Source organism: Actinomycetota bacterium, assembly GCA_013152275.1.
Lineage (GTDB): Bacteria > Actinomycetota > Acidimicrobiia > Spongiisociales > UBA4744 > BMS3Bbin01.
The window spans coordinates 60660-82308 of sequence record JAADGS010000031.1 but is presented as its reverse complement, the minus strand read 5'-3'; the positions used below and the strand labels follow the sequence as shown (position 1 = coordinate 82308).

22 protein-coding genes and 4 tRNA genes are annotated in these 21649 nt (G+C 63.1%); 9 read left to right on the top strand and 17 right to left on the bottom strand.

Annotation, left to right across the window (positions count from 1 at the left end; all coding sequences use genetic code 11):
• The first annotated feature begins 176 nt into the window (after positions 1 to 176).
• Positions 177 to 1322 carry a tyrosine-type recombinase/integrase gene (locus GXP34_06120; protein NOY55546.1) on the top strand — a complete coding sequence of 382 codons (1146 nt, stop codon included), beginning with the start codon at positions 177 to 179 and terminating at the stop codon, positions 1320 to 1322.
• Between the two features lie 32 nt (positions 1323 to 1354).
• On the opposite strand, the gene GXP34_06115 is transcribed toward GXP34_06120, so the two are convergent.
• Positions 1355 to 1426, bottom strand: a tRNA-Val gene (locus GXP34_06115).
• Between the two features lie 22 nt (positions 1427 to 1448).
• Between GXP34_06115 and GXP34_06110 the strand changes: the two genes are divergently transcribed.
• Positions 1449 to 1811: a metallopeptidase family protein gene (locus tag GXP34_06110; GenBank protein NOY55545.1), complete on the top strand. Its 363-nt coding sequence runs from the start codon at positions 1449 to 1451 to the stop codon at positions 1809 to 1811.
• Here the strand turns inward: GXP34_06110 and GXP34_06105 are convergent.
• On the bottom strand, positions 1808 to 2059 hold the full coding sequence (locus tag GXP34_06105) for a hypothetical protein (GenBank protein NOY55544.1): 252 nt from the start codon (positions 2057 to 2059) through the stop codon (positions 1808 to 1810). The genes GXP34_06110 and GXP34_06105 overlap by 4 nt on opposite strands.
• A 307-nt stretch (positions 2060 to 2366) precedes the next feature.
• Here GXP34_06105 and GXP34_06100 point away from each other — a divergent pair, with 307 nt between their 5' ends.
• From GXP34_06100 to GXP34_06085, 4 genes are all read left to right on the top strand, one after another.
• The gene (locus GXP34_06100; GenBank protein NOY55543.1) at positions 2367 to 2579 is read left to right on the top strand and encodes a hypothetical protein; all 213 of its coding nucleotides are present in this window, start codon (positions 2367 to 2369) and stop codon (positions 2577 to 2579) included.
• Positions 2580 to 2624: 45 nt separating this feature from the next.
• Entirely contained in the window at positions 2625 to 2906 is a 282-nt protein-coding gene (locus GXP34_06095; GenBank protein ID NOY55542.1) for a hypothetical protein, read from the top strand.
• A gap of 305 nt (positions 2907 to 3211) precedes the next feature.
• Positions 3212 to 5542 carry a glycosyltransferase gene (locus GXP34_06090; GenBank protein ID NOY55541.1) on the top strand — a complete coding sequence of 777 codons (2331 nt, stop codon included), beginning with the start codon at positions 3212 to 3214 and terminating at the stop codon, positions 5540 to 5542.
• Positions 5543 to 5616: 74 nt separating this feature from the next.
• Positions 5617 to 7080: a glycosidase gene (locus GXP34_06085; GenBank protein NOY55540.1), complete on the top strand. Its 1464-nt coding sequence runs from the start codon at positions 5617 to 5619 to the stop codon at positions 7078 to 7080.
• Between the two features lie 4 nt (positions 7081 to 7084).
• On the opposite strand, the gene GXP34_06080 is transcribed toward GXP34_06085, so the two are convergent.
• From GXP34_06080 to GXP34_06065, 4 genes are all read right to left on the bottom strand, one after another.
• Positions 7085 to 8308, bottom strand: a complete 1224-nt coding sequence (locus GXP34_06080) for a cellulase family glycosylhydrolase (GenBank protein ID NOY55539.1) — start codon at positions 8306 to 8308, stop codon at positions 7085 to 7087.
• Entirely contained in the window at positions 8298 to 9374 is a 1077-nt protein-coding gene (locus tag GXP34_06075) for a glycosyltransferase family 4 protein (GenBank protein NOY55538.1), read from the bottom strand. The genes GXP34_06080 and GXP34_06075 overlap by 11 nt, the downstream gene beginning before the upstream one ends.
• A 255-nt stretch (positions 9375 to 9629) precedes the next feature.
• Positions 9630 to 10682 (bottom strand): HAD family phosphatase, encoded by a 1053-nt coding sequence (locus GXP34_06070; GenBank protein ID NOY55537.1) that lies wholly within the window; start codon positions 10680 to 10682, stop codon positions 9630 to 9632.
• Between the two features lie 182 nt (positions 10683 to 10864).
• Positions 10865 to 11242, bottom strand: a complete 378-nt coding sequence (locus GXP34_06065; protein ID NOY55536.1) for a hypothetical protein — start codon at positions 11240 to 11242, stop codon at positions 10865 to 10867.
• Positions 11243 to 11819: 577 nt separating this feature from the next.
• Here GXP34_06065 and GXP34_06060 point away from each other — a divergent pair.
• Positions 11820 to 11996, top strand: a complete 177-nt coding sequence (locus tag GXP34_06060; protein NOY55535.1) for a hypothetical protein — start codon at positions 11820 to 11822, stop codon at positions 11994 to 11996.
• A 34-nt stretch (positions 11997 to 12030) separates the two neighbouring features.
• Here GXP34_06060 and GXP34_06055 read toward each other — a convergent pair.
• From GXP34_06055 to dut, 4 genes are all read right to left on the bottom strand, one after another.
• Positions 12031 to 12102 (bottom strand) — tRNA-Val (locus tag GXP34_06055).
• Between the two features lie 39 nt (positions 12103 to 12141).
• Positions 12142 to 12213, bottom strand: a tRNA-Cys gene (locus GXP34_06050).
• A gap of 39 nt (positions 12214 to 12252) precedes the next feature.
• Positions 12253 to 12325 (bottom strand) — tRNA-Gly (locus GXP34_06045).
• Positions 12326 to 12357: 32 nt separating this feature from the next.
• Complete coding sequence (dut, locus tag GXP34_06040) at positions 12358 to 12786, bottom strand: dUTP diphosphatase (protein NOY55534.1); 429 nt, start codon at positions 12784 to 12786, stop codon at positions 12358 to 12360.
• Between the two features lie 278 nt (positions 12787 to 13064).
• Here dut and GXP34_06035 point away from each other — a divergent pair, with 278 nt between their 5' ends.
• A complete protein-coding gene (locus tag GXP34_06035; GenBank protein ID NOY55533.1) occupies positions 13065 to 14102 on the top strand; it encodes a hypothetical protein in 1038 nt (345 codons plus the stop codon).
• 6 nt (positions 14103 to 14108) lie between these two features.
• On the opposite strand, the gene nrdR is transcribed toward GXP34_06035, so the two are convergent.
• Both nrdR and GXP34_06025 read right to left on the bottom strand, forming a co-directional pair.
• On the bottom strand, positions 14109 to 14561 hold the full coding sequence (nrdR, locus tag GXP34_06030; protein NOY55532.1) for a transcriptional repressor NrdR: 453 nt from the start codon (positions 14559 to 14561) through the stop codon (positions 14109 to 14111).
• A gap of 63 nt (positions 14562 to 14624) precedes the next feature.
• Positions 14625 to 14909 carry a LysM peptidoglycan-binding domain-containing protein gene (locus tag GXP34_06025; protein ID NOY55531.1) on the bottom strand — a complete coding sequence of 95 codons (285 nt, stop codon included), beginning with the start codon at positions 14907 to 14909 and terminating at the stop codon, positions 14625 to 14627.
• Positions 14910 to 15107: 198 nt separating this feature from the next.
• Between GXP34_06025 and lexA the strand changes: the two genes are divergently transcribed.
• A complete protein-coding gene (gene lexA, locus GXP34_06020; protein NOY55530.1) occupies positions 15108 to 15728 on the top strand; it encodes a transcriptional repressor LexA in 621 nt (206 codons plus the stop codon).
• 15 nt (positions 15729 to 15743) lie between these two features.
• Here the strand turns inward: lexA and hflX are convergent, their stop codons facing one another.
• The 5 genes from hflX to rny are packed head-to-tail and all read right to left on the bottom strand — an operon-like array spanning position 15744 to position 21504.
• Positions 15744 to 16967 (bottom strand): GTPase HflX, encoded by a 1224-nt coding sequence (gene hflX / locus GXP34_06015; GenBank protein NOY55529.1) that lies wholly within the window; start codon positions 16965 to 16967, stop codon positions 15744 to 15746.
• Positions 16960 to 17709, bottom strand: a complete 750-nt coding sequence (gene dapF / locus GXP34_06010) for a diaminopimelate epimerase (GenBank protein NOY55528.1) — start codon at positions 17707 to 17709, stop codon at positions 16960 to 16962. Before dapF ends, hflX begins: the two co-directional genes overlap by 8 nt.
• Positions 17706 to 18602 carry a tRNA (adenosine(37)-N6)-dimethylallyltransferase MiaA gene (gene miaA, locus GXP34_06005; protein NOY55527.1) on the bottom strand — a complete coding sequence of 299 codons (897 nt, stop codon included), beginning with the start codon at positions 18600 to 18602 and terminating at the stop codon, positions 17706 to 17708. Before miaA ends, dapF begins: the two co-directional genes overlap by 4 nt.
• Positions 18599 to 19978: a tRNA (N6-isopentenyl adenosine(37)-C2)-methylthiotransferase MiaB gene (miaB, locus tag GXP34_06000; protein NOY55526.1), complete on the bottom strand. Its 1380-nt coding sequence runs from the start codon at positions 19976 to 19978 to the stop codon at positions 18599 to 18601. The genes miaA and miaB overlap by 4 nt, the downstream gene beginning before the upstream one ends.
• Positions 19975 to 21504 carry a ribonuclease Y gene (gene rny / locus GXP34_05995; GenBank protein NOY55525.1) on the bottom strand — a complete coding sequence of 510 codons (1530 nt, stop codon included), beginning with the start codon at positions 21502 to 21504 and terminating at the stop codon, positions 19975 to 19977. Before rny ends, miaB begins: the two co-directional genes overlap by 4 nt.
• Positions 21505 to 21649: the final 145 nt, after the last annotated feature.

Here is a 21649-nt window from a genome sequence, read left to right as displayed (position 1 = left end):
GCAATCAACTCGGTGGTGTCACACATCTGTCCGGAACACTGTCACACATGTGTCCGGAACGATCTGTCACCGATCTCCCCGGAATGAACAGCGTCGAGTTGGAGGGTTTCTGACACTCTGGTGACAGGGTCGTGCGGCATCGTCGCCACAGAAGAACCTAACGAAGCGAGGTGCAGGTGGCGTCGATCCGCAAGGTCACACATCGTTCGGGTCGGATCTCATGGCAGGCCCGCTGGCGAGATCCGAGAGGCACCCAGCGGTCGAAGAACTTTGGTCGTCGCATCGACGCCGAACGGTTCCTCATCACCGTCGAGGCCCGCAAACTCGCCGGCACCTACATCGACCCTCGAGCCGGAAGGATCCGACTCGGAGATTTCGCCGAGCAGGCGACTGCCGGGTGGGTGAACCGCCGAGACTCGACCAAAGCCCGCGACGAGTCGTACCTACGCAGCCTCGTTCTTCCCACCTTCGCTGAGATGCCGATAGGGGCGATCGGCCTGTTCGACGTCCAAGAGTGGGTCAACGACCTCGACGCCGACGGCTACGCGCCGGCCACCATCCGCAAGGCCTACCAACTGCTCGGTCGGATCCTCAACGACGCCGTCAACGGCGGCCTCATCGCCGCCAGCCCGTGTCGGGACGTCGACCTGCCCAAGATCGAACAGACCGAGAAACGGTTCCTCTCCCCCGACGAGATCACCCACCTTGCCGACACCATCGACCCGCGATATCGGGCCCTTGTCATCGCCGGGGCGTACACGGGCTGCCGGATCGGGGAACTCCTCGCCCTCGACACCGACCGCTACCAGCCCGACAAGCGCATCTTCCGCATCGACCGGTCCCTCGCCGAAGTCCGCGGCCACCTCCGGTTCGGCCAGCCCAAGACCGCCGCCGCCCGCCGAGCCGTCACCCTCCCCACCTGGTTACCGGAAGTCATCGACCAACACCTCACCGACTACCCGCCCGGACCCGACGGGCTGCTCTTCACCGCCCCCCAAGGCGGACCGATTCGCCGCAACGCCTTCCGCTCCCGAGTGTGGCTCCCCGCCGTCGCGGCATCGGTCGGCCAACCCATGCGGTTCCACGACCTGAGACACAGCCACGTCGCCCTCCTCATCGCCGAAGGCGCCCACCCCGCCATCATCGCATCGAGACTCGGCCACACCAGCGTCAAGACCGTCCTCGACGTCTACGGCCACCTCTACGAAGGCCTCGACCGAGGCGCCGCCGACACGTTGAACCCGCCATGGGACCCTTCTGATGTGGACGCATTGTGGACGCGACGCAACCGACACCGCGACCAAGGGAGGGGACTGACCTAGAGAAACCCAACAACCACAAGGGAAACCAGGAGTGGGCGATACTGGGATCGAACCAGTGACCTCTGCCGTGTGAAGGCAGCGCTCTCCCGCTGAGCTAATCGCCCGTGCCGAGGCATACTACCTACCATGCACGAAGCCCCGATACCGATGTCACGAGCAGAGTTCGAGTCCGTCGTCGACGCTGCCCTCGACGAGATCCCCAAGGACATACTCGACCAGATCGAGAATCTGGCCATCGTCGTGGAAGAACGGCCCCCGGAGAATGAACCGGGACTTCTCGGACTCTACGAAGGTGTCTCCCTCACCGAACGCGGCATCGACTACACGGGCTATCTCCCGGACAGGATCACGATCTTCCGTCTCTCCCATCTCGAACTGGGACTCTCTGGTTCGGACCTGCGAGCCGAGATCAGAGCAACGGTTCTCCACGAGATCGCACACCATCTCGGCTTCGACGACCGCCGACTCCACGAACTCGGGTGGGACTAGGTTCTGCGAGTCCGGGGGACTCCCGCCTTTCGGAGCACATCGGCAGGAACGCCAATCTGCCGCCAGGCCGAATAGCTGATCCCTTTTCTCTCCGAGTAACTCTTCGCCACCTCGATGAACCCGGCCTCAAAGGCGGCCATATCGGCCGACTCGGAAACAGCACTGAGCGCTTGCTCGGCCTCGATGCGCTGCTGGATGAGTTCGACCTTCCTCAAAGGGTCCTCTTCGACTGCAATCTTGCTGTCCAAATTGTCGAGCTTACGCTGCAACGATTCACGAGTAATGGGCCGGCCGGGACGGCGACTCCCGAGGGCCTCGAGATACCCTTTGACCATCCGGCTTTCTCTCCGACCTTGAGCTAGCGCCGCTTTGTGCTCATCCGACATCGCCATAGCCATTCCTCCTCGACTTGTCTGACTGCATCCTGGCACATCGCGAAGGTGTTGGCGAGGCCACCGATGCACAATGATGACGACAATACGTCACAGTCGGCAGTGGTTGCAGGGCTCCAATCATCCGCACGTTAGGAGCCTTCCTATTTCGATATGAGGCCGTATGGACGAAATCGTCAAGCTCGCAGCCAAGAAGACAGGTATTTCAACAGACAAGGCATCGCGGGCAGTCGAGACGGTCCTCGGTTTTCTCAAAGGTGGGCTTCCCAAGCCCCTCTCCGAAGAACTCGAAGGTTTCTTCGACATACGGCAAGACAACACCGCCGAAGTTCTCCGCCGATGCACCAAGAGTCGTGAGGACCTGGTCGCCGATTAGCTCGGTTCAGATCCACTGCAAGCCGGAATCGATCATACTGTCTCCATGGGATGGATCTACGCCGGCATCGTCCTGGTGGCCATGACACTCCTCGCAGGGGCACTCTGCGGCCTGCACCTCCTCGCCGTGTGGGCGGATCGAAACGGGTGGATCACCTACCGAGGCAAGCGAGGACCTGAGGGAATCACCAAGATCTACGATCCGAGGATCGACTATGCGATCCAAGAGACCCGTACCGGTGAGTTCCGCTCGGTCGACAACGAGTCGAGCCGTCTCGACAACCCGGAGAAGCCCGCCTCCCAGGATCGGGACACATCCGGGACCTGACCCACGCCGGTGAACACCTCCGCAGACGGTTTCCGGTAGGCATGCCACCGACACTCGAGTTCCCCGATAGCCGTACACCCCCAATGAACTGGGACTTTTCGCTCGTACATACCGGCCTGCAACGGCGACCTTGATTATCGATAGTCCGGAGCATTGCTGTAAACTTCATCTTGAAAACGGACCCAGCCTCAGCTCCTCATTGTTCGCGCGGACTTCCCCAGAGTTCATTCTCTCCGCCCGCATGAGCGACTGCTGTGACATCAGACACCGGCCCTATCGACAAACCTTTCAGAAGGTGGGATTTCATGAGGCGCGACAGAGAACTCCCCTCAATCGGATTCTTGAGTACCTATCCACCCACACAGTGCGGGTTGGCAACATTCACGGCCGCCTTGCGCGGCGCCATTGCGGACACACGCGGCTCAGACGAAGGGCTCGGCGTCGTGAGCTTGGTGGACGAGCGGCTCGACAAGGCCCGACCAGAAGTCGTGTACGAACATCTCAACGGCGACCATACGTCCTTGCGGAGTGCGATCGAAGCACTGAACTCCTTCGACGTGGCGTTTGTCCAACACGAGTATGGGATCTACGCCGGACCTGATGGCAGCGAGGTTCTCGATCTGCTCTCAGGCCTCGAAATCCCGGCAATCGTCACGCTCCATACCGTGCTCGGCCAACCCAGCCCAAGCCAACGGTCGATCCTGGAGAACGTGATTGCCCTGACGGAACGGACGATCGTGATGAGCCATACGGCCGGCCGGCGGCTCGTCAACGGCTACCAGGTCGACCCGGCGAAGGTGCGAATGATCCCGCACGGAGCGGCAGTCAACCTGAGTGGCCCGTCATTGGCGAACGGAACCCGACCTGTCGTGCTTACGTGGGGCCTCATCGGGCCAGGCAAGGGTTTGGAGACCGCGATCGACGCCTTCGCGAGCCTTCAGGACCTTCGTCCCCTTCCCCGCTACGTCATTCTCGGCGAGATGCACCCGAAAATCCGCGCTTCCCAAGGCGATGCGTACTTGAAAGGCCTCGCCGCCCGGGTCCATGATCTCGGACTGGATGATGTCGTCGAGTTCGATACCCGGTATCCCGATACCGACACACTCGCTCTTGCAGTCCGCCAAGCCGATCTGGTCGTGCTTCCCTACGAGTCCACCCAGCAAGTCACCTCGGGTGTGCTGGTGGAGGCCATCGCGGCAGGCAAGCCGGTTGTCGCCACGGCCTTCCCCCACGCCGTCGAACTCCTGGCGGACGGTGCCGGGATCGTCGTTCCACACCGCGATCCGATCGCGTTGACGGCTGCCCTCCGAAAGGTGTTGACCCACCCCTCCTTGGCCGCCCGGATGGCCCGGAAGGCACGCCTCATAGGTTCGACTCTCTTCTGGCCCACGATCGCCCACCAATACGATCGCCTGGCGACCAAGCTGGCGGCCCGGCAGCGGGCGACCCGAACTCTCACCACTGCCGAGCGTCCGCGGGAAACCCTGAATGCCCCGCCACGCATGGTTGCAGCTTCGCTCGGTCGCCTCACATCGAGAGAGCACTCTCTCCGACCGGACCCCGTGCCCGGCCGGAGCCTCGCCGGTCCCCTACCGGCTCCTCGCTTCGAACATCTGCGACGGATGACCGATCGACGAGGTCTCTGGGAACACGCCCGCTACACGGTTCCGCGCACCGAGCACGGCTACTGCACCGACGACAACGCTCGGGCGCTGATCGTCATCAGTCGCCGGCCGAATCCGTCTCGCGATCTCGTCGAGCTGGCCAAGATCTATCTTGCATTCCTCCAGCACGCTCAACTGCCCGGTGGCGGCTTCCACAACCGTCGCAGATCAAACGGGTCCTGGGCGGACGAAGTGGGTTCGGACGACTCCCAGGGACGGGCGCTGTGGGCGCTGGGGTCGGTCGCCCGCAGCGGTCCGGCAACCTGGATGCGCGAAGTCGGACTGGCCATGTTCGACAGGCAACGGGATTTCCACTCGCCCTTTCCACGCTCGAACTCGTTTGCGATACTGGGGGCAGCCGAGGTCTTGCTCTCATCACCCGACCACCGTCATGCTCGGCATATTCTGGAGCAGTGCGTCGACCGCCTCGCCGTGCCGGATGATGCTCGCTGGCCATGGCCGGAAGAACGGCTCACCTACGACAACGCTCGCATCCCCGAGGCTCTTCTGGCCGCCGGGTCGCTGCTTCCCGACGAAGGGCTCGTCGATGCCGGCCTCCACCTCCTCGAATGGTTGGTGTCCACGGAAACACTCGACGGCCACTTCAGTTTCACGCCCGTAGGTGGGTGGGCACCGGATGAACCTCGGCCGGGCTTCGACCAGCAGCCCTTGGAAGCAGCTGCCATGGCCGATGCGTGCAGCCGGGCATGGTCCCTCACCGGCGACAGCCGGTGGAAGGAACGCGTCGAACGAGCGGCTCGCTGGTTTGTGGGTGCCAACGACACCGGGGCGGTTCTCTACGACCCGCAAACCGGGGGATGCGGCGATGGCCTGGGTCCCGATCACATCAATCTGAACCAGGGAGCCGAGTCGACGCTGGCCGCCCTGGCCGCGCTCCAACAAGCAGAGATGCTCGGTGGGCTGAAGTGCGCCGGGTGTACGATGCGTGACTTGATCGCCCCGGTCGCCTAGGCTCTGGTTTCGCGTTCCAAGGCTCAACATATGACGCGGACCGTCAGAAGCATGCAATCCACTACATGAACCCAATCCCCGTCACGCGAACCGCGGTGCGCTTCACGCCCGATCCGAGTCGTGTGATCAGCAAGCCATTCATACCGGGCGAGCGCATCTTTCCGGACGGGCAATCACGGGCCGCGCTCGTCATCGAGCGGATCCTGGCCATGCCGGAAGCCGAGGTTGTGTCGACTCTCAGGGTCACACGAGACCAGTTCGAGCACCGGCACAGGGACCTGACCGCCACCCTCGAACAGAACTTCGAGATCGTCGCCCACCACATCGACGACCCGGACCAACTCTCCCAGGACCGCCGGCACCTCATCGGCGCCTATTTCACTCACGAGTACTCGATCGAAGCGGCAGGCCTCGACAACCCATCACTCGTCTCGGCACCCGACCAATCCGGCCTCGAGCCCGGAGAACAGCGTTTCGTGATGAGTTTGCGGGCGGTCGGAGAGGGTCATATCTCTTCCATCGAGTTCCGCTCGGGCGTGATCGACTCGCAGGCAAACATCACCGTCGATGAGCCCACCCGCTATACGGCCACCGGACACCGCAGCGCCCCGATCTACGACAGCCAGATCTTCCGCACAAAGCTCGAGGAGATGGGCACTTTCAACGAGATCGCAAGCCGCGTCCTCGACCCACTCCCCCCACAGTTCACGCTCGAAGAGCTCGAGGCCTCCATTCGGAATCTCAGCCGGCAGGGAATCCGCCAGTCGATCTCGGCACTGACGACACAGACGATCCATTGGCTGGCCGCTTCGAACTACGAGACCACCTTCCCGAAAGAGTCGCAGATCTCGGAACGAGTGCTCTTTCCCACCGGACCGACCGAGAGCCACGGCATGGAAGACGCCCGTTTCGTGCGGTTCACGAACGTCGACGGCTCGGTGCTCTACTACGGAACCTACACGGCGTTCAACGGCTTCCAGATCCTGCCACAGCTCATCGAGACAACGGATTTTGTCACGTTTCGGATCGCCACCCTCAACGGACCCTGCGCCCAGAACAAGGGCATTGCGCTCTTCCCCCGGATGATCGACGGCCGCTACGCGGCTCTCGCCCGGCACGACAACGAGAACAACTATCTCATGATGTCGGACAGTGTGCGGTTCTGGTTCGAGACCGAGAAGATCCAGGAACCCGAGCGACCGTGGGAACTCATGCAACTCGGCAACTGCGGTTCGCCGCTGGAGACCGAGGCCGGATGGTTGGTACTCACCCATGGTGTGGGGCCACTCCGCCGGTACACCATGGGAGCCATCCTGCTCGATGCCCTCGATCCCTACCGGGTCATCGGTCACCTGGACGAGCCGCTGTTGGAACCAAACGAGAATGAACGCGACGGGTACGTTCCCAACGTCGTGTACTCGTGTGGAGGCATAATCCACGGCAACGACCTCGTGCTTCCCTACGGTTTCTCGGACGTCGGAGCCGGCATTATCACGGTGTCGCTCGACGATCTCCTCACACGGCTCACGGAGAAGTAGTCGCTCAAGTCCTTCGATAGCGACGGTACAGACGCGGAAGGTGCATACGAGGGAGAGCGAGGAACTCCTTCGGTTCGATATCGATCCACTCGTAGTCGTCAGGAGCGGCAACGGTGTCGACGCCGGCGAACGCCTTCACCACCTCCACGGCCGGCTTGGGTGACCCGTCGGCGCGCCACAGTCCGAACCAACGCTCGTGCACCGCAACGTCGAGAGGTGGATTGGCCCAAGTGTCCGGGGCGTAGTCCGTGTAGCACCACAACATGGCACCGGTGCAGCCGGCTTCGCGAAGAGCGGACAGGGCCCGCTCCGTGAAAGCGGCCGCGGCCTGCTCCTCGACGAGCGCACAGGGGCTGTCACGTCGGGCTCGCTCCCCATCCGGATCGCCCCGACGGTAGGTTGGCAGACCAAACTCCGAGAAGAGCACGTCATTGCCTCTTCCCAGCCAGCGGGTCAGATGGGCCAGGAAGGACAACACGTGCTCATCCGTAGGACCCTCCGCCCAGCGAGCGTAGATGGGATAGCCGTGCATGGTCAGGAAATCGCACACGTCAGCGGCTTCCTCCGGACCGAGCATACGATCCTCTTCCAGGTCCTCCATGTGCAGCCCGATGGTGACAAGAGCCGCCGGGTCGGCCGCGCGGATCGCCGCGATCATTCGCCGCAGCCAGTTCCGGGCAGACGACCGGCTCGGTGGCAGCACACAGTTCGAGTTCTCGTTACCAAGGTCCCACGCGCACACGGCATCGTGGCCGGCCAGTGCAGCCGCCGCCTCTCCCGCCAACAGCGCCTGTGCCTCACCGATCTCTGGATCCGTGTACCAGTTGCGCAAGCCGGCTCCGGTGAGCCCTCCCCCGGACACCACCCGAAAACGGCCGCTCCCGGTAGACCCCGCAAGCGCCCACGCCGGGATCCAGTTCACTCCACTCATGTGACCGGTGAAGAGCGTCGGCATGATGGCCAGGCCTTCCCGCCCGGCCAGGTCTGCCACCAAGACCAGCCGATCGAGCATGCCGATGTCCACCCTCATCGGGGTCGGCTGGAAATCCTCCCAGGTCAGGAACACCCGTACCGAGTCGAAGCCGGCATCGGCGATCCGTGTGAAGTCGGTGCCGACTTCCGCGGCGTCGAAGTCTGTCCACCAGCCCATCGCGGTGCGAGCCGGCCAGTAGTTGATGCCCAGCCGAAAACGTTCCCTACGATCCGACGGTTCTGGGTCAGTGGACATCGTTTCCTTTGGTCCCTCCCGCCCGGTGACGTTCCACGACGAGCCGATAGACGGCCAGGTACTCGTCGATCATCCGGTTCACGTCGAATCGATGTTCCACCGACGAACGCACCGCCATCCGGTCCATGCCGCCCGAGGCATCCACGGCTGCAACGGCCTTGTCGACGGAACCCACCAGGAAGCCGTTTTCGCCCTCGCGGATGAGTTCGGGCATCGACCCTCGAGGGTGGGCGATCACCGGCGTCCCGCAGGCCATCGCCTCGACGACACTGAACCCGAACGGCTCGTCGAAGTCGATGAGGTGCAGAAGCGCCCGGGCACCGCCCAGCAGTTTCCCGCGCGTTTCGGGACCCACAGGGCCGACATAGGTGACTCGAACTCCATCCACATGTGGTTTCACGAACCGATCGAAGTAATCCTGATCCTGGATGATCCCGGCAATAACCAGAGGCAACCCGGCCCGTTCGGCCACCTCGATGGCCTCGGCGGTCCCCTTGTCGGGATGAATTCTCCCGAAGAACAACAGGTAGTCCCCCGGCCCCGAACCCACTGGAAACGCACTCATGTCGATGCCGTGGTAGATCGTGGCTACGTAGTCCAGTTTCTCATGCCGGTCGGCGTCGCTGATCGCCACGTAGTAGTCGCGATCGTTGTACTTCTCGTAGACAGGCACGATCCGCTCTGACGAAAACCCATGAATGGTGGTGACGACCGGGGTGTCGACCAGACCGCTGTAGGTGAGCGGCAAGAAATCGAAACTGTTGTGGATCACATCGAACTCTTCGGCCCGCTCGAACACCGCCGAGATGTGCAGCCCCTCCCAGACCTTCGGGTCCAGCCCTGTATCCTCGGAGTATCCGGTCGGAGCGGTCCCCACCAGGCGCGCCCCGGTCACCGAATCGGCCGTGGCAAACAGGGTAACGTCGACTCCCCGGCCGACGAGCCCCTCGGTGAGCAGGGAGGCGAACTGCTCCCATGGCCCATAGTGGCGCGGAGGCACCCGCCACGAAATCGGGGCAAGTACCGCCACGCGAAGCCGCTTGGACGCGAGGACCGGAGACGACATCACACGGCGAGAGTAGCCCCGGCGCTCCACCGTTCGCCACAGTCCGGCCAAAGGCCAGGGTGCTTTCCCCGCGAAGTCTTCGCGGTGGGAGGCAGGAACCCGTACAGAAGGTTTCTCGGCCGGCGATCACCGAGCTTCGTCCCAGAGAAGCGATGTCCCTTTGCTCGACAAGGAGACTTCCCCGGTGGGCGTCGGATGATGTGGATCTCAGACCTCTTTTGCGTCGGGGAAGACCAGGCCCTCATTGTGTTTCCGTCATGAGCGGTCGAGGTGTCCGTGTTCGTGCAGCCAGGTCTCGAGACGGCTGACGGTGGTAAAGGTGTGGGTGACGTATCCGCTGTTCGCGGCTGTCTGGATGTTGGCCGGAGAGTCGTCGATGAACAGGGTTCTGGTCGGCTCGAGGTCGTAGCGCCGGTGGAGGATCTCGAAGATCCGCGGGTCTGGTTTTGCAACGTGTTCTCGGCCGGAGACGACAACGCCGTCGAAGAGCCCTTCGATCCAGGGGAATCGTTGGATTGCGAACGGCCAGGTCTGGGCCGACCAGTTGGTGAGTGCGTAGAGGGGCATTCCGGCTCTCATGAGCGCTTCGGCGACCGTTCGGGTGCCAGGGATCTCGCCGCCGAGCATCTCGGGCCACCGTGACCACCATGCCTTGATGAGTTCGCCATGTTCCGGGTGGTGATCGGCGAGTGTCGCGACCGCGTTGGGGACCGATCTACCTGCGTCCATCTGGTGGTTCCACTCCGGCGTGCAGATCTTTGTGAGGAAGTGGCACCGCTCATCGGCGTCGGGGATGAGCTCTCGGTAGAGGTATTCAGGACTCCAGTCGATCAGCACTCCACCGAGGTCGAAGATGATTGCGGTGACGTGGGAGGCCGTCACGGGGCGGCTGCGCTCTCTGGTGTGTTCCCAGGTGCGGCAACCCGGGCTTTGACCGCAAGGAACGCGATGAGCGCAACCGCCAAGATCAGGTCGCCGGTAGGGCCGATGAACTTCGCCGACTCTTCGATCATCGGAGGACCCACGAGGAGACCCAGGTAACCGACGGTCGCTGCGGTGCCGATCCCCTCGGTTGGTGTCGGTCCGGCGGAGGCTGCGGCAGTGAGCAAGACACGGACGGCACCGGCGAGCCCGAAGCCCGCGAGGACGAAACCGACGATGGCCGAGCCTGTCCGGTCGATGATCCGCCCGGCTCCGAAGCCGAAAACGACGGCCCTGGCACCGGTCCGGCGTCGGTTGATGAGATAGGTACGTGCTTTCCGGGGTCGTTTCCTCACGATGCTTCCCTGGCCCAGGTCGATCCTGCATGGATCGAGAAAGTGATTCCCCGTTGAACTGTAGCGGTGAAGGCGCACCGCATGCGGGAAGCCACACAGTCGGGTCTACCTCGGTCGACTCGCCGAACTGCGTCATCGGAGCCAACCTGTCGCCTCGATCAGGGGCGGTATCTGCCCTTGCCATCTGAGACGGCGGCTGCGACGAGGTGGATATCATGATGGGCGGCGGTGTCCGGAACGAGGGAATTGGGCGAGGCCGATCGCGAGCTTGTCGAATTCGCTCACAACGTCGTTGGTGCGCACTCGGACGGACTCATTCACACCGTGGGATCCGCCGCGCGGGATCGGGAGGGACGGATGTGTGGGAGCATCGATCTCTTCCACTTCACGGGCGGCCCGTGCGCCGAGCTTCCCGCGTTGGCGACGGCACGAGCCGAGGGTGCTCGTGATCGCGAAACGATCCTGACTGTCGGGGATCAAGGCCCAGGTGTGATCGCTCCGTGTGGAAGAGACCGTCGAGTTCTCCCCGACCATCACCCCCGAGATCCGAGCCGTGTTGCCGATGCCCGATGGTCCGTGAAGCGATCCCATCGCCTCGCTACTCCCGCAGACATCACTCTGGACCCCGGATGATGCAACTCGGTTGCCGCCCGAGGACGACCGGTAGCACGAGTCGGCAGATCACCCGGATCGCCCCGCTCCAGATCGATAAGGCGTATCAGATCCAACCACACCGAACAGCACTTCGAGGAACGGCATTGGTCGATCCGGCTGCCACGGATCGTGACATCGACTCCTGCGGGAGCATTCGGATCCGGTCGAGGCGCTCCCGGAGGCCCTCCAGCCTGCCCGAGAGATCCCCGTAATCCAGGTCGTGACGAGGTCGCCTCATGGCGGTCTCCGGGTCCGACCGATCAGATTGGATTGGATTGAATTGGCACCACCGAGAGGAAGTCCTACCAGGCCGTCTACAGGTCGTCGGCCATCCGGCCAACTTCCCGGTTGATGTCCCTCGTCTGGCGATTGCCGTCTTTCTTGTCAAAGACGTCCGTGCGTGACTCGCGAACGTGCAAGACACGCACGTTGAGGGCGTGTCTCCATGTCTCGGGCCGGCAGCGCATGAACGATGGACTCCCCGCCCTCAGCCGGAACCACACCGATCCCGAGCATGCAACTGCCTGGTCAGACACGCCTCGGACCCGCATCGATTCGCACAACGTTGGATATCTACGGATATCTCTTCGAAGGCCTCGACCGGGACGTCGCCGACCGACTCGACGAAGCTGCCGCGCCCTCTCCGCTCCCTGGCCGCGCCTCGGAGCTCTTCCACTTCGATTCTCCATAGCGGAAAACCCCTGTTTACCAGGGGTTTTCCGTTGTGGGCGCTAGAGGATTTGAACCTCTGACCTCTTCCGCGTCAGGGAAGCGCTCTCCCCCTGAGCTAAGCGCCCGTACCGGCGAGTATACCCCCACATCCAGGGGGCTCCTCGAGGCGACGACCGGAATCGAACCGGTGTACCGGGTTTTGCAGACCCGTGCCTAAACCACTCGGCCACGTCGCCGTACCTTACAGCCGGAAGCGACTTTCGCCGCCCCAGGAGAGCGGAAGACGGGGCTCGAACCCGCGACCTCAACCTTGGCAAGGTTGCGCTCTACCAACTGAGCTACTTCCGCGTGGGCCGGTAGTGTAGCGGTTCCCTGGACCCTCACCGACCCGTCGAACCGAAGCCTCCATCGCCTCGTTTCGTGCCTGGCAGCTCATCGACCTCGGCCAATTCTCCGACAAAGACCGGCACGACGACGAGCTGTGCGATCCTCTCTCCCCGTTTGATCTCGAGCGATTCCGAGCCGTGATTGATCAGAATGACCTTCACCTCACCCCGGTAACCGGCATCGATCAGACCGGGCCCGTTCACGACCCCGATCCCGTGGCGCGCCGCCAATCCGCTTCGCGGTACGACCAGGCCGGCGAAGCCATCCGGCACGGCGATGGCGATTCCGGTCGGGACAAGCGCCCGCTCCCCCGATGCCAGCACCAGACTCTCGCGTGCATACAGATCGGCCCCGGCATCTCCCGGATGAACACGGCGCGGTGGGGGTAGTTCCCTATCCAGTCTCGTGAAGCTAACCTGCATGGCGAGTAAGGGCTTTCAGCGGGCGGAGGCACACAACGGAGTGTCGCGTGCCATATGCCTATTGTACAACGTGTAAACGCCAGGTCCCCATCCACCCCCGTGGACTGTGCCCCGAAGGTCACTCCGTGGAACGTCGTCGCGGTGGCAAGCACAGGGCCCCTCCCAGTCGCAGCACCCCCCGTCCACGACGTCGTGTCACCGCTCCGCCGGTCAAGCGCCCTCGTCCCCTGCCGGTGTCTGTCAACCCCCCCATCGCATATGACTCAACACTCATCGAGATGTTCGGCTTCTCCGAGTCACCGCCCTTGCGGCCTGCCATCACTGCCGTCCTCCCAGAACCCGAACCCGAACCCCTGCCAGGACTTCCCGCGCTGAACGATATGCGGCGTCCGACCGACACCGCCGGGGACACCGGAGCACTGGTCACCCGACTCTGGGCCGCAACGGAGACCATCACTCCTCCCACGGACTGGAAGCCGGAATCATTCGACTCTCTGGCAGCGTCGAGCCGAACCTTTCGATGGCCGATCGTCATCGCTTCGGTCGTTGTGCTGTTCGCGGGCTTGTCGATCATTCGCTGGGCGAGCGCCATGCCCGAGCGTGCCGTAGCTACTGCAACAGCCTCCTACTCGAGTGCCACCGCCGCGTTTGAGAACCAGTTGCCCGAGACACGACAGACCATCGGCATCATCACAGACACCAATGCCGACACCGCACAGCTCGCCGATGCCGCGGTCTCTCTTTCAAAGCTCGACGAGACCGCCCGCCGGCTCTTCGAGGTGGCAGCCGATCCTCTCCCCTCGATGCTGCCGCTCGTTTCGCGCTCCTCACTCGAAGCACTCACTCCTACACGTCGCGCCATGGCGACCACGTCCGAGATCGGCCTCACACTGGAGCGACGACTTGGTGACGCCTTGAGCTACCGGCTTGTTTTCGGGAAAGCGTTCCAACTTCCTCCACTCGTCACCACCGCATCACAACAAGAGATCGCGACGCTTGGAGTCGCTTTGGGTCTCGCCGTCACCGACACCCAGGAGGCCATTCGGGAGCTTCCCGAGGAACCCTTTTTCACCAACCACCTCGTGGCATCTCAACAGCTCGCACTCCGCCTCGACGACTGGCAGGTCGAGTACCTCGACGCCCTGAGAACCGGTGACGAGACGACCGCCGGCCGCCTCATCCAGGAGATCCAGCAAAGGATCGCGGCGGTCGATGCAGGGATCGAGGCACCCCTCTCAACCCTCAACGACTGGGCCGAGACCCAACTCGCCACGTTGCAGATCCAGCTGGACAAGATCTCCGGACGGCTCCCCTGATCTTGCTCAGCCTTCGCGACGTTCCAGCTCCGCCATTTCCCGCTCGAAGTCGCCGGTCCCCTCGAACTCCTTGTAGACGCTCGCGAACCGCAGATATGCCACGTGGTCGATCCTTGCGAGATGCTCCAGGACCGCTCGTCCGATGTCGTCGGACGAGACAATGCGGCCTTCCGCTTTCGCATCGTCTCGAATCTGGATGAGCATACGCTCGAGGCGCTTCGTCTCGACCGGCCGATCGGCAAGCGCACTGTTCAGACCGGCACGCACCTTGTCGATCTCAAACGGCTCGAACCTGCCGTCGCGCTTTCGAACGATCAGGGGGATATCGGCACGCTCGTAGGTCGTAAAACGATTGCCACACGACACGCACTCCCTGCGCCGCCGAATGGCGGAGCCTTCGTCCACAGGTCGACTGTCGATCACCCGTGTGTCTTCGGAGGCACAGAACGGACACTGCATGTCTCTGCCAGCGTACCCGAGTCGCCGGCCTGCGCCACAACGAGGCCCCACGGGCACCGCGGTTCAGCCGGCCACAGGAACGATCAGCACATCACCCGGATAGATCGCGGTTCCCCCAAGCTGGTTCAACCGGCGGATCTGGGAGACCGTCACACGAACGTCGGCACCCTCGGGCGTCACCTCGTCGGCAATGCTCCAGAGTGTCTCCCCGGCCACGATCCGATGCTGCGCCGTCGGGATCACCTCGTTCTGAGCACCAACGGCAGAAGCGAGGATGAGGAGGAAGAAGACGACGACCGCTATGAGGAGAACCGCAGCCCTCGAAAGGGTGTTGGTGCGTATCGCCATGTCCACTTCCTCCTCTGTCTCGCTCTGGTGGTTCGACCACCGTTCTGACACGCTACGGGTCGGCAGTGACAGAAACGCAATCGAACGGCTGTTCGATGCCAAGTATATCGAACATACGTTCGCCGTCAAGGGCGAACATATGTTTGGATCCCCTGGACGCGCAAGCTAGGGTGAGAACGTACGTTCGAGGAGGAGCACATGGAGGACCTGACCGGCAGACAAAGGGAGATTCTCGACCTCATCCGCAGCACCGTCACAGATCGTGGCTACCCACCGTCGGTGCGCGAGATCGGCCAGGCTCTCGGTCTGCGCTCCCCTTCGACCGTGCACAGCCATCTCTCATCGCTGGTGCGGGCCGGTTACCTGCGCCGTGACCCTACGAAGCCGCGCGCCATAGAAGTCATCGATCCGACCGGTTCGTCTCTGCACCGATCGACCACGCGTGACGTTCCGCTTGTCGGCAGAATCGCGGCAGGGGCACCAATCTTGGCAGAGGAGCAGATCGAGGAGGTCCTGACGCTCCCCACCGAGTTCACCGGCCAAGGTCCCGTCTTCCTGCTCACGGTTCGTGGCGATTCGATGGTCGACGCCGGCATTCTCGATGGCGACTACGTCGTTGTCCGGAGCCAGAACGTGGCGAACAACGGAGAGATCGTCGCCGCACTCGTCGATGGAGAAGAAGCCACAGTCAAGCGCTTTTCCCGCCGTGACGGGAAAGTCGTGCTCAGCCCCGAGAACGCCGCCTACGAAGAGATGGTGTTCACCGAAGGAGTCCACATCCTCGGCAAGGTCGTCGCCGTCCTGCGCACCGTCGACTGAGCCCGACGTGACTGCTCACACTGCATAGCGGCGCACCCTGTCGGCTTCACCGCGAGAAAGCCTCACCCTGAGACGAACACCGTCGAACCGGTACTCCTCTTCCAGGACATCTGCCACACGATGCAGACGATCGACCTCTGCTCCGAATGGCACGATCACCTCGAGTTCCGAGAACTGCCGGGACACCAGATCCCAGACGCGATCGCCGAGATCATCGATGCCCTCTCCGCTGACGGAAGAGACGACCAGAGCACCGTCATGACCCGAGAGGAACCGCTTGCGGTCTTCGAGGGTCGAGATATCCGCTTTCGTTCCGACGAGCATCTCGGGTATCCGTTCCGCCCCGATCTCTTCCAACACCGCTCGGACCGCGTCGATCTGGGCGTCCACATCCCCGGCGGTCACATCGACCAGATGGAGGAGCAGATCGGACTCCGCGACCAGTTCCAGTGTCGATCTGAACGCCTCAACGAGCTGGTGGGGCAGCCGTCGGACGAATCCCACCGTGTCGGTGATCAACAGCTCCCTTCCCCCGGAGAGGACACACTTTCGGGTCGCCGGATCGAGGGTCGCGAAGAGCTGATCCTCCACCGTTACCGAAGATCCGGTCAGCGCATTCAAGAGGCTCGACTTGCCCGCGTTCGTGTAACCGACCAGTGAAACGATGGGGATTCCCTGCCGTCTGCGCTGGTCCCGCTTGACCTGTCTCGTACGTTCGATGCTCTCCAGATCTCTTCGAAGTTTCGACACTCTCCTCGCGATTCGCCGCCGGTCGGTCTCGAGCTGCGTCTCGCCGGGACCGCGCGTTCCGATGCCTCCACCGAGCCGGGAAAGTTCGATGCCCCGCCCCCGCAGCCGGGGCAGCAGGTACTGGAGTTGTGCCAGCTCCACCTGAAGCCGTCCCTCGCTGCTGTTGGCGTGCAAGGCGAATATGTCGAGAATCAGTGCAGTTCGATCCAGCACCCGTGCGTCGAGTGCGGCGCTCAGGTTCCGCTCCTGCGCCGGGGTGATCTCTTCGTCGAAGATCACGACGTCGATATCTTCGGTATCGACGACCTCACGTAGCTCTACGAGGCGTCCCGAGCCGATGAGCGTCGCCGGATCCAGGCGCTCTCTGCGTTGCATCACCCTGTCGACGACCGTCGCCCCCGCCGTATTCGCGAGACGTGCGAGCTCATCCAGGGATGTGCCGGTCGAGGCGCTCGTCCTGATCGAGACGAGCAGTGCCCGCTCAGCCACGCCATTCCCCCTCGTATACGAATACCGCCGGACCGCTGATCCACGCCACATCGCCGTCCAGGACCACCTTCAGGTCACCGCCGGGGAGGCGCACCGTGGTCTCGGAATCGGCGAGCCCTTCCGCTCTCGCCGCAGCGGCGGCGGCAGCGGCCCCGGTTCCACACGCAAGGGTCTCTCCCACTCCCCGCTCCCATACGCGCAGTTCCAGCAATCCACGCGAGCGCACGGTGAGAAACTCGATGTTCGCACCGTCGTCGAAGGCTGCCGCGATGCTCGGCCCGAGTGTGGCGACCGCCGCCTCGGAGGTATCCGGCACCTGTAGGACCGCGTGAGGGTTCCCTACCGTGACTTCGCGCACCATCTCGCCCGAAACCTGCCGTTTCGCGGCGGCCGTTCGGACCGTCCCGAGTTCCACGGTGATCGCATCGTCACCAACCCTTGCCGCTCGAGGGCCGACGGCCGTCTCGATCGTGAACTCGGAGCTTTCGACGAGATCGCGCTGCAACGCAAATGCCGCCGAGCACCGCAACCCGTTGCCGCAGAGCTCGGCCGGTGATCCATCTGCGTTCCAGTACTGCATTCGGACCCGCTTCGCATCGATCGGTGAGACAACCAGCACGCCGTCCGCTCCCACTCCCCTGCGGCGGTCACACAATCTCTTGACGTCCCCGGCGGTGATCGAGCACGGCCCCCGGAGAACGACGAAGTCGTTGCCGAGACCCTCCATCTTCGTGAACCTCATGCGAGCATCTCCTCCAACGCCGAACGAACACGCTCGTACCGAACGTCCCGATCTTGGTCCCACGGTACCCAGGCGATCCTCGGATCGCGCCGGAAATACGTCCGCTGGTGCTTCGCAAGTCGTAGCGTCGCCTTCGTTGCCGCGGCCATCCCCTCCTCGAGTGTCGCCTCTCCGCGAAGGACGGGCAGCAGTTCCTTGTAGCCGACGGCCTGTCTGGCCGTTCTTCCGAGCCGTGGCTCGAGACTCTCGACCTCATCGAGCAGACCGGAGTCCACCATGCCGGCTAGCCGGCGTGTCACGCGACCTGCCAGCGATCGGCCGGGGTCGAGGCCGACTGCGACGAACTCGAAGGCCGCCTGGTAGGAACGCACCGCCTCGGCCTCTTGCGTCCGGGCTCGTTCACTTGGCGTCTCGCCGGTCAGCCGGTGGATCTCCAGGGCCCTGACCACCCTGCGAGGGTTCCTCAAATCGACCTGGGTCCCCGCCGCAGGGTCGGCTTGGAGCAGCGCGGCGGTGACCGCACTCTCGTCGAGTGCCTCTAACTCCGCACGAAGCGCCGCATCGGACGGTGGAAACGTCATCGGATCCACCACTGCCCGAAAGTGCAGGCCGGATCCACCTACCAGCACGATGCGTTCGGTTTGGTCGAGGATTTCCCTGGCCGTCTTCTGAAACTCGGCCACACTGAATTCCACGTCCGGGTCGACGAGATCCACCATGTGGTGTTGGACGCGAGTCTGCTGGACGGCAGTGGCTTTTGCGGTGCCGATATCCATGCCGCGATACACCTGCATCGAGTCGACCGAGAGGATCTGAGCACCGAGCTCTTCTGCAAGGCGCAACGCCACATCGCTCTTGCCCGAAGCGGTCGGTCCGAGAATGGCGAGAATCAGCGTACGACCCCCACGAGGTGATGCTGGGCCGCCCCGGTGATCTCAACGTTGAGGAACTCCCCCACCGGATACTCTCCGGGGATGTGGACCACCCTGTTCCCGGTAGTCCGGGTCGTTGCCATCGCCGGATCCTTCTTCGACGGACCTTCGGTGAGGACTTCGACGACACGTCCCACCTGCTCACGGTTTTTCTCGAGGCCGATCCGATTCTGAAGCCCGATCAGACGCTGGTAACGGTCGTGCACCACCTCCTCGTCCACAAACCGGTCCTTCATCTCTGCCGCGAGAGTTCCCGGACGGGGTGAGAAGATGAACGTGAAAGCCTGATCGAACCGAGCCGTCTCCATCACGCTCATCGTGCCATCGAAATCCTGTTCCGTCTCGCCGGGAAAGCCGACGATCACGTCGGTCGACACCGCAAGCGTCGGCATGTACGAGCGAGCGAGCACAAGGCGCTCGAAGAACCGCTCCACGTTGTAGCCGCGATGCATCATGGCCAGGATGCGATCGCTGCCACTCTGCAAGGGAAGATGGAGCTGGTCGCACACCGCGTCGGTCTGCGCCATCGCGGCCGCAACATCTTCCCGAAAATCGGCAGGGTGTGGACTCGTGAACCGAATGCGCCGAATCCCTTCGATGTCGCCGACCCGCCGAAGCAACTCGGCGAAAATCGGCCTGCGCTTTCCGTCGAGTGCAAGATCACGGCCGTACGTGTTGACGTTCTGACCCAGGAGCGTCACCTCTACGACCCCTCCTGCCGCCAGCTCTTCGATCTCCGCCACGATATCTCCCGGACGCCGGCTGATCTCGTGACCACGCACCGAGGGAACGATGCAAAACGTACAGGTGTTGTTACATCCGATCTGAATCGTCACCCACGCGGAGTACGCGTGCCGCCGCCGGACGGGCAGCAATGAAGGCATGGTCTCCAGCTCATCGACGACCTCCGTCACTCCGCCACTCGCGGCGGCGACATCCATCAGATCCAGGACACGATCGAGGTTGTGGGTTCCGAGAACGACATCGACCCACGGTGCGCGCTCACGAACGAGGTCGCGGTCTTTCTGTGCGGCACATCCCCCGACGATGAGCGTCGCCTCAGGGTGCTCGTCTTTGAACTGTTTCAGATGACCGAGGTTTCCATAGAGCCGGTTGTCCGCGTTCTCACGAATCGTGCAGGTGTTCACGAAGATCACGTCGGCACCATCGATGTCGGAGGCCCGTTCCATGCCGTCGATCTCGAAGAGGCCCGCCACACGCTCACTGTCGTGCTCATTCATCTGGCAACCGAACGTCTTGATCACGTAGCGCTTTCCGGTGCGCTTTGGCACGCGATCGACGACGACATCCATCCTCCCGAGAAGCGTCTCACTCATCGCGCGTAGTCACTCACACGCAGCTCCCGAATCACCGTGACCTGAATCTGACCGGGATACTGCAGATCCTCTTCGAGCCGTTTGGCGATGCGGCGGGCAAGATCGGATGCACCGAGGTCATCGACCTTGCCAGGGTCGACAACGACCCTCACCTCTCGTCCCGCCTGCATCGCAAAGACTTTCTCGACGCCGCTGAAGTCGTAGGCGAGCTCCTCGAGTTTCTCGAGACGCCGCACATAGGATTCCAACGCTTCGCGCCGCGCTCCTGGACGGGCGGCGGACACGGCGTCTGCGGCCTGCACGACGACCGCAAGGACGGTTCTCGGTTCCACCTCGTTGTGATGGGCCTCGATGCCATGGACGACCGCAGCGTCCTCGCCGAACCTGCGAGCGATCTCGGCTCCGATCAGCGCATGAGAGCCGTCCACCTCATGCGTAACGGCCTTGCCGAGATCATGTAGCAGCGCCGCTCGCTTCACCGGCGCAGGGTCGATGCCGAGTTCGGAAGCGAGCATCCCCGCCACGTGTGCACATTCGACCAGGTGCTTGAGCACGTTCTGGCCATACGATGTCCGGTACTTCAACCTGCCCAGCAACGTGACGAGCTCCTGGTGAACGCGCGATACACCAACCTCCACGAGTGCCCATTCGCCGGCATCACGCACCGACTCTTCCACTTCCGCTCTCGCCTTTTCGAACATCTCTTCGATCGAAGCCGGATGAATCCGCCCGTCCTGCACGAGACGCTCCAACGCCAGACGTGCCACCTCCCGACGAACCGGGTCGAACGAAGAGACGGAGACGGCTTCCGGGGTGTCGTCGACGATCAAGTTCACGCCGGTGATCGCCTCGAATGCGCGAATGTTGCGTCCCTCGCGACCGATGATGCGACCTTTCATCTCGTCGCTCGGAAGCTCGACCACCGAGACCGTCGATTCGGTGACCACCTCCGAGGACAGACGCTGGATCGCGGTCGCCAAGATTCGCCGAGCGCGCCGGTCGGCCTCTTCCCGGGCGCGAATCTCCATGTCGCGCACCAGCACCATCGCCTCCCTTCTGGCTTCATCCTCAACCTGATGGAGAAGGTCGGCCTTCGCTGCGTTCGCATCGAATCCGGCGAGCCTCTCGAGTTCGCTCCTCGCCTGCTCACGGAGCTTTCCGGTTTCGGCTTGGAGGACCGTCGTCTCGTGCTCGCGACGGATCAGGATCTGCTCGCGCTGGGCGAGATTGGCCGCACGTTGCTCGAGCGTCTGCTCTCGCTGCGACAGGCGCTCTTCAGACGACTTGAGCTCGATACGACGATGTTCGAGCGCAGCATCCTCACGCTCGCGATAGGCATCTGCCTTTGCGCGCGCCTCGTCCTCGCCTCGTGACAGCAACTCCTGGGCTTCGACACGGGCTTTGGCCAACAAGCCCTCGGCGGTCGATTCGGCGTTCGTGCGGGCCATCCGCGCGCGGTACTTCGCCCAGAGGAAACCGAAGATACCGCCGAGCGCTGCACCGACGGCCCCAACGATGACATCCATTGTTTCTTCGCTTTCTCGGAACCTTCACAACACAGATGCCGAGCCCACACGGGCCCGGCACACACACAACCGGTCACTCGACACGTCGGCTTCTTACCGTCGTCTCGCCCGGTATCCCCCCCTCGTTGCAGGTTCTCTGGTGTTT

Bases quoted from the DNA above. Each gene is read 5' to 3' on its own strand.
- GXP34_06110 (NOY55545.1), top strand. From the start codon at position 1,449: ATGCACGAAGCCCCGATACCGATGTCACGAGCAGAGTTCGAGTCCGTC.
- GXP34_06100 (NOY55543.1), top strand. From the start codon at position 2,367: ATGGACGAAATCGTCAAGCTCGCAGCCAAGAAGACAGGTATTTCAACA.
- GXP34_06095 (NOY55542.1), top strand. From the start codon at position 2,625: ATGGGATGGATCTACGCCGGCATCGTCCTGGTGGCCATGACACTCCTC.
- GXP34_06090 (NOY55541.1), top strand. From the start codon at position 3,212: ATGAGGCGCGACAGAGAACTCCCCTCAATCGGATTCTTGAGTACCTAT.
- GXP34_06080 (NOY55539.1), bottom strand. From the start codon at position 8,308: ATGTCCACTGACCCAGAACCGTCGGATCGTAGGGAACGTTTTCGGCTG.
- GXP34_06075 (NOY55538.1), bottom strand. From the start codon at position 9,374: ATGTCGTCTCCGGTCCTCGCGTCCAAGCGGCTTCGCGTGGCGGTACTT.
- GXP34_06070 (NOY55537.1), bottom strand. From the start codon at position 10,682: ATGCAGGATCGACCTGGGCCAGGGAAGCATCGTGAGGAAACGACCCCG.
- GXP34_06065 (NOY55536.1), bottom strand. From the start codon at position 11,242: ATGGGATCGCTTCACGGACCATCGGGCATCGGCAACACGGCTCGGATC.
- GXP34_06060 (NOY55535.1), top strand. From the start codon at position 11,820: ATGCAACTGCCTGGTCAGACACGCCTCGGACCCGCATCGATTCGCACA.
- dut (NOY55534.1), bottom strand. From the start codon at position 12,786: ATGCAGGTTAGCTTCACGAGACTGGATAGGGAACTACCCCCACCGCGC.
- GXP34_06035 (NOY55533.1), top strand. From the start codon at position 13,065: ATGTTCGGCTTCTCCGAGTCACCGCCCTTGCGGCCTGCCATCACTGCC.
- nrdR (NOY55532.1), bottom strand. From the start codon at position 14,561: ATGCAGTGTCCGTTCTGTGCCTCCGAAGACACACGGGTGATCGACAGT.
- GXP34_06025 (NOY55531.1), bottom strand. From the start codon at position 14,909: ATGGCGATACGCACCAACACCCTTTCGAGGGCTGCGGTTCTCCTCATA.
- lexA (NOY55530.1), top strand. From the start codon at position 15,108: ATGGAGGACCTGACCGGCAGACAAAGGGAGATTCTCGACCTCATCCGC.
- dapF (NOY55528.1), bottom strand. From the start codon at position 17,709: ATGAGGTTCACGAAGATGGAGGGTCTCGGCAACGACTTCGTCGTTCTC.
- miaB (NOY55526.1), bottom strand. From the start codon at position 19,978: ATGAGTGAGACGCTTCTCGGGAGGATGGATGTCGTCGTCGATCGCGTG.
- rny (NOY55525.1), bottom strand. From the start codon at position 21,504: ATGGATGTCATCGTTGGGGCCGTCGGTGCAGCGCTCGGCGGTATCTTC.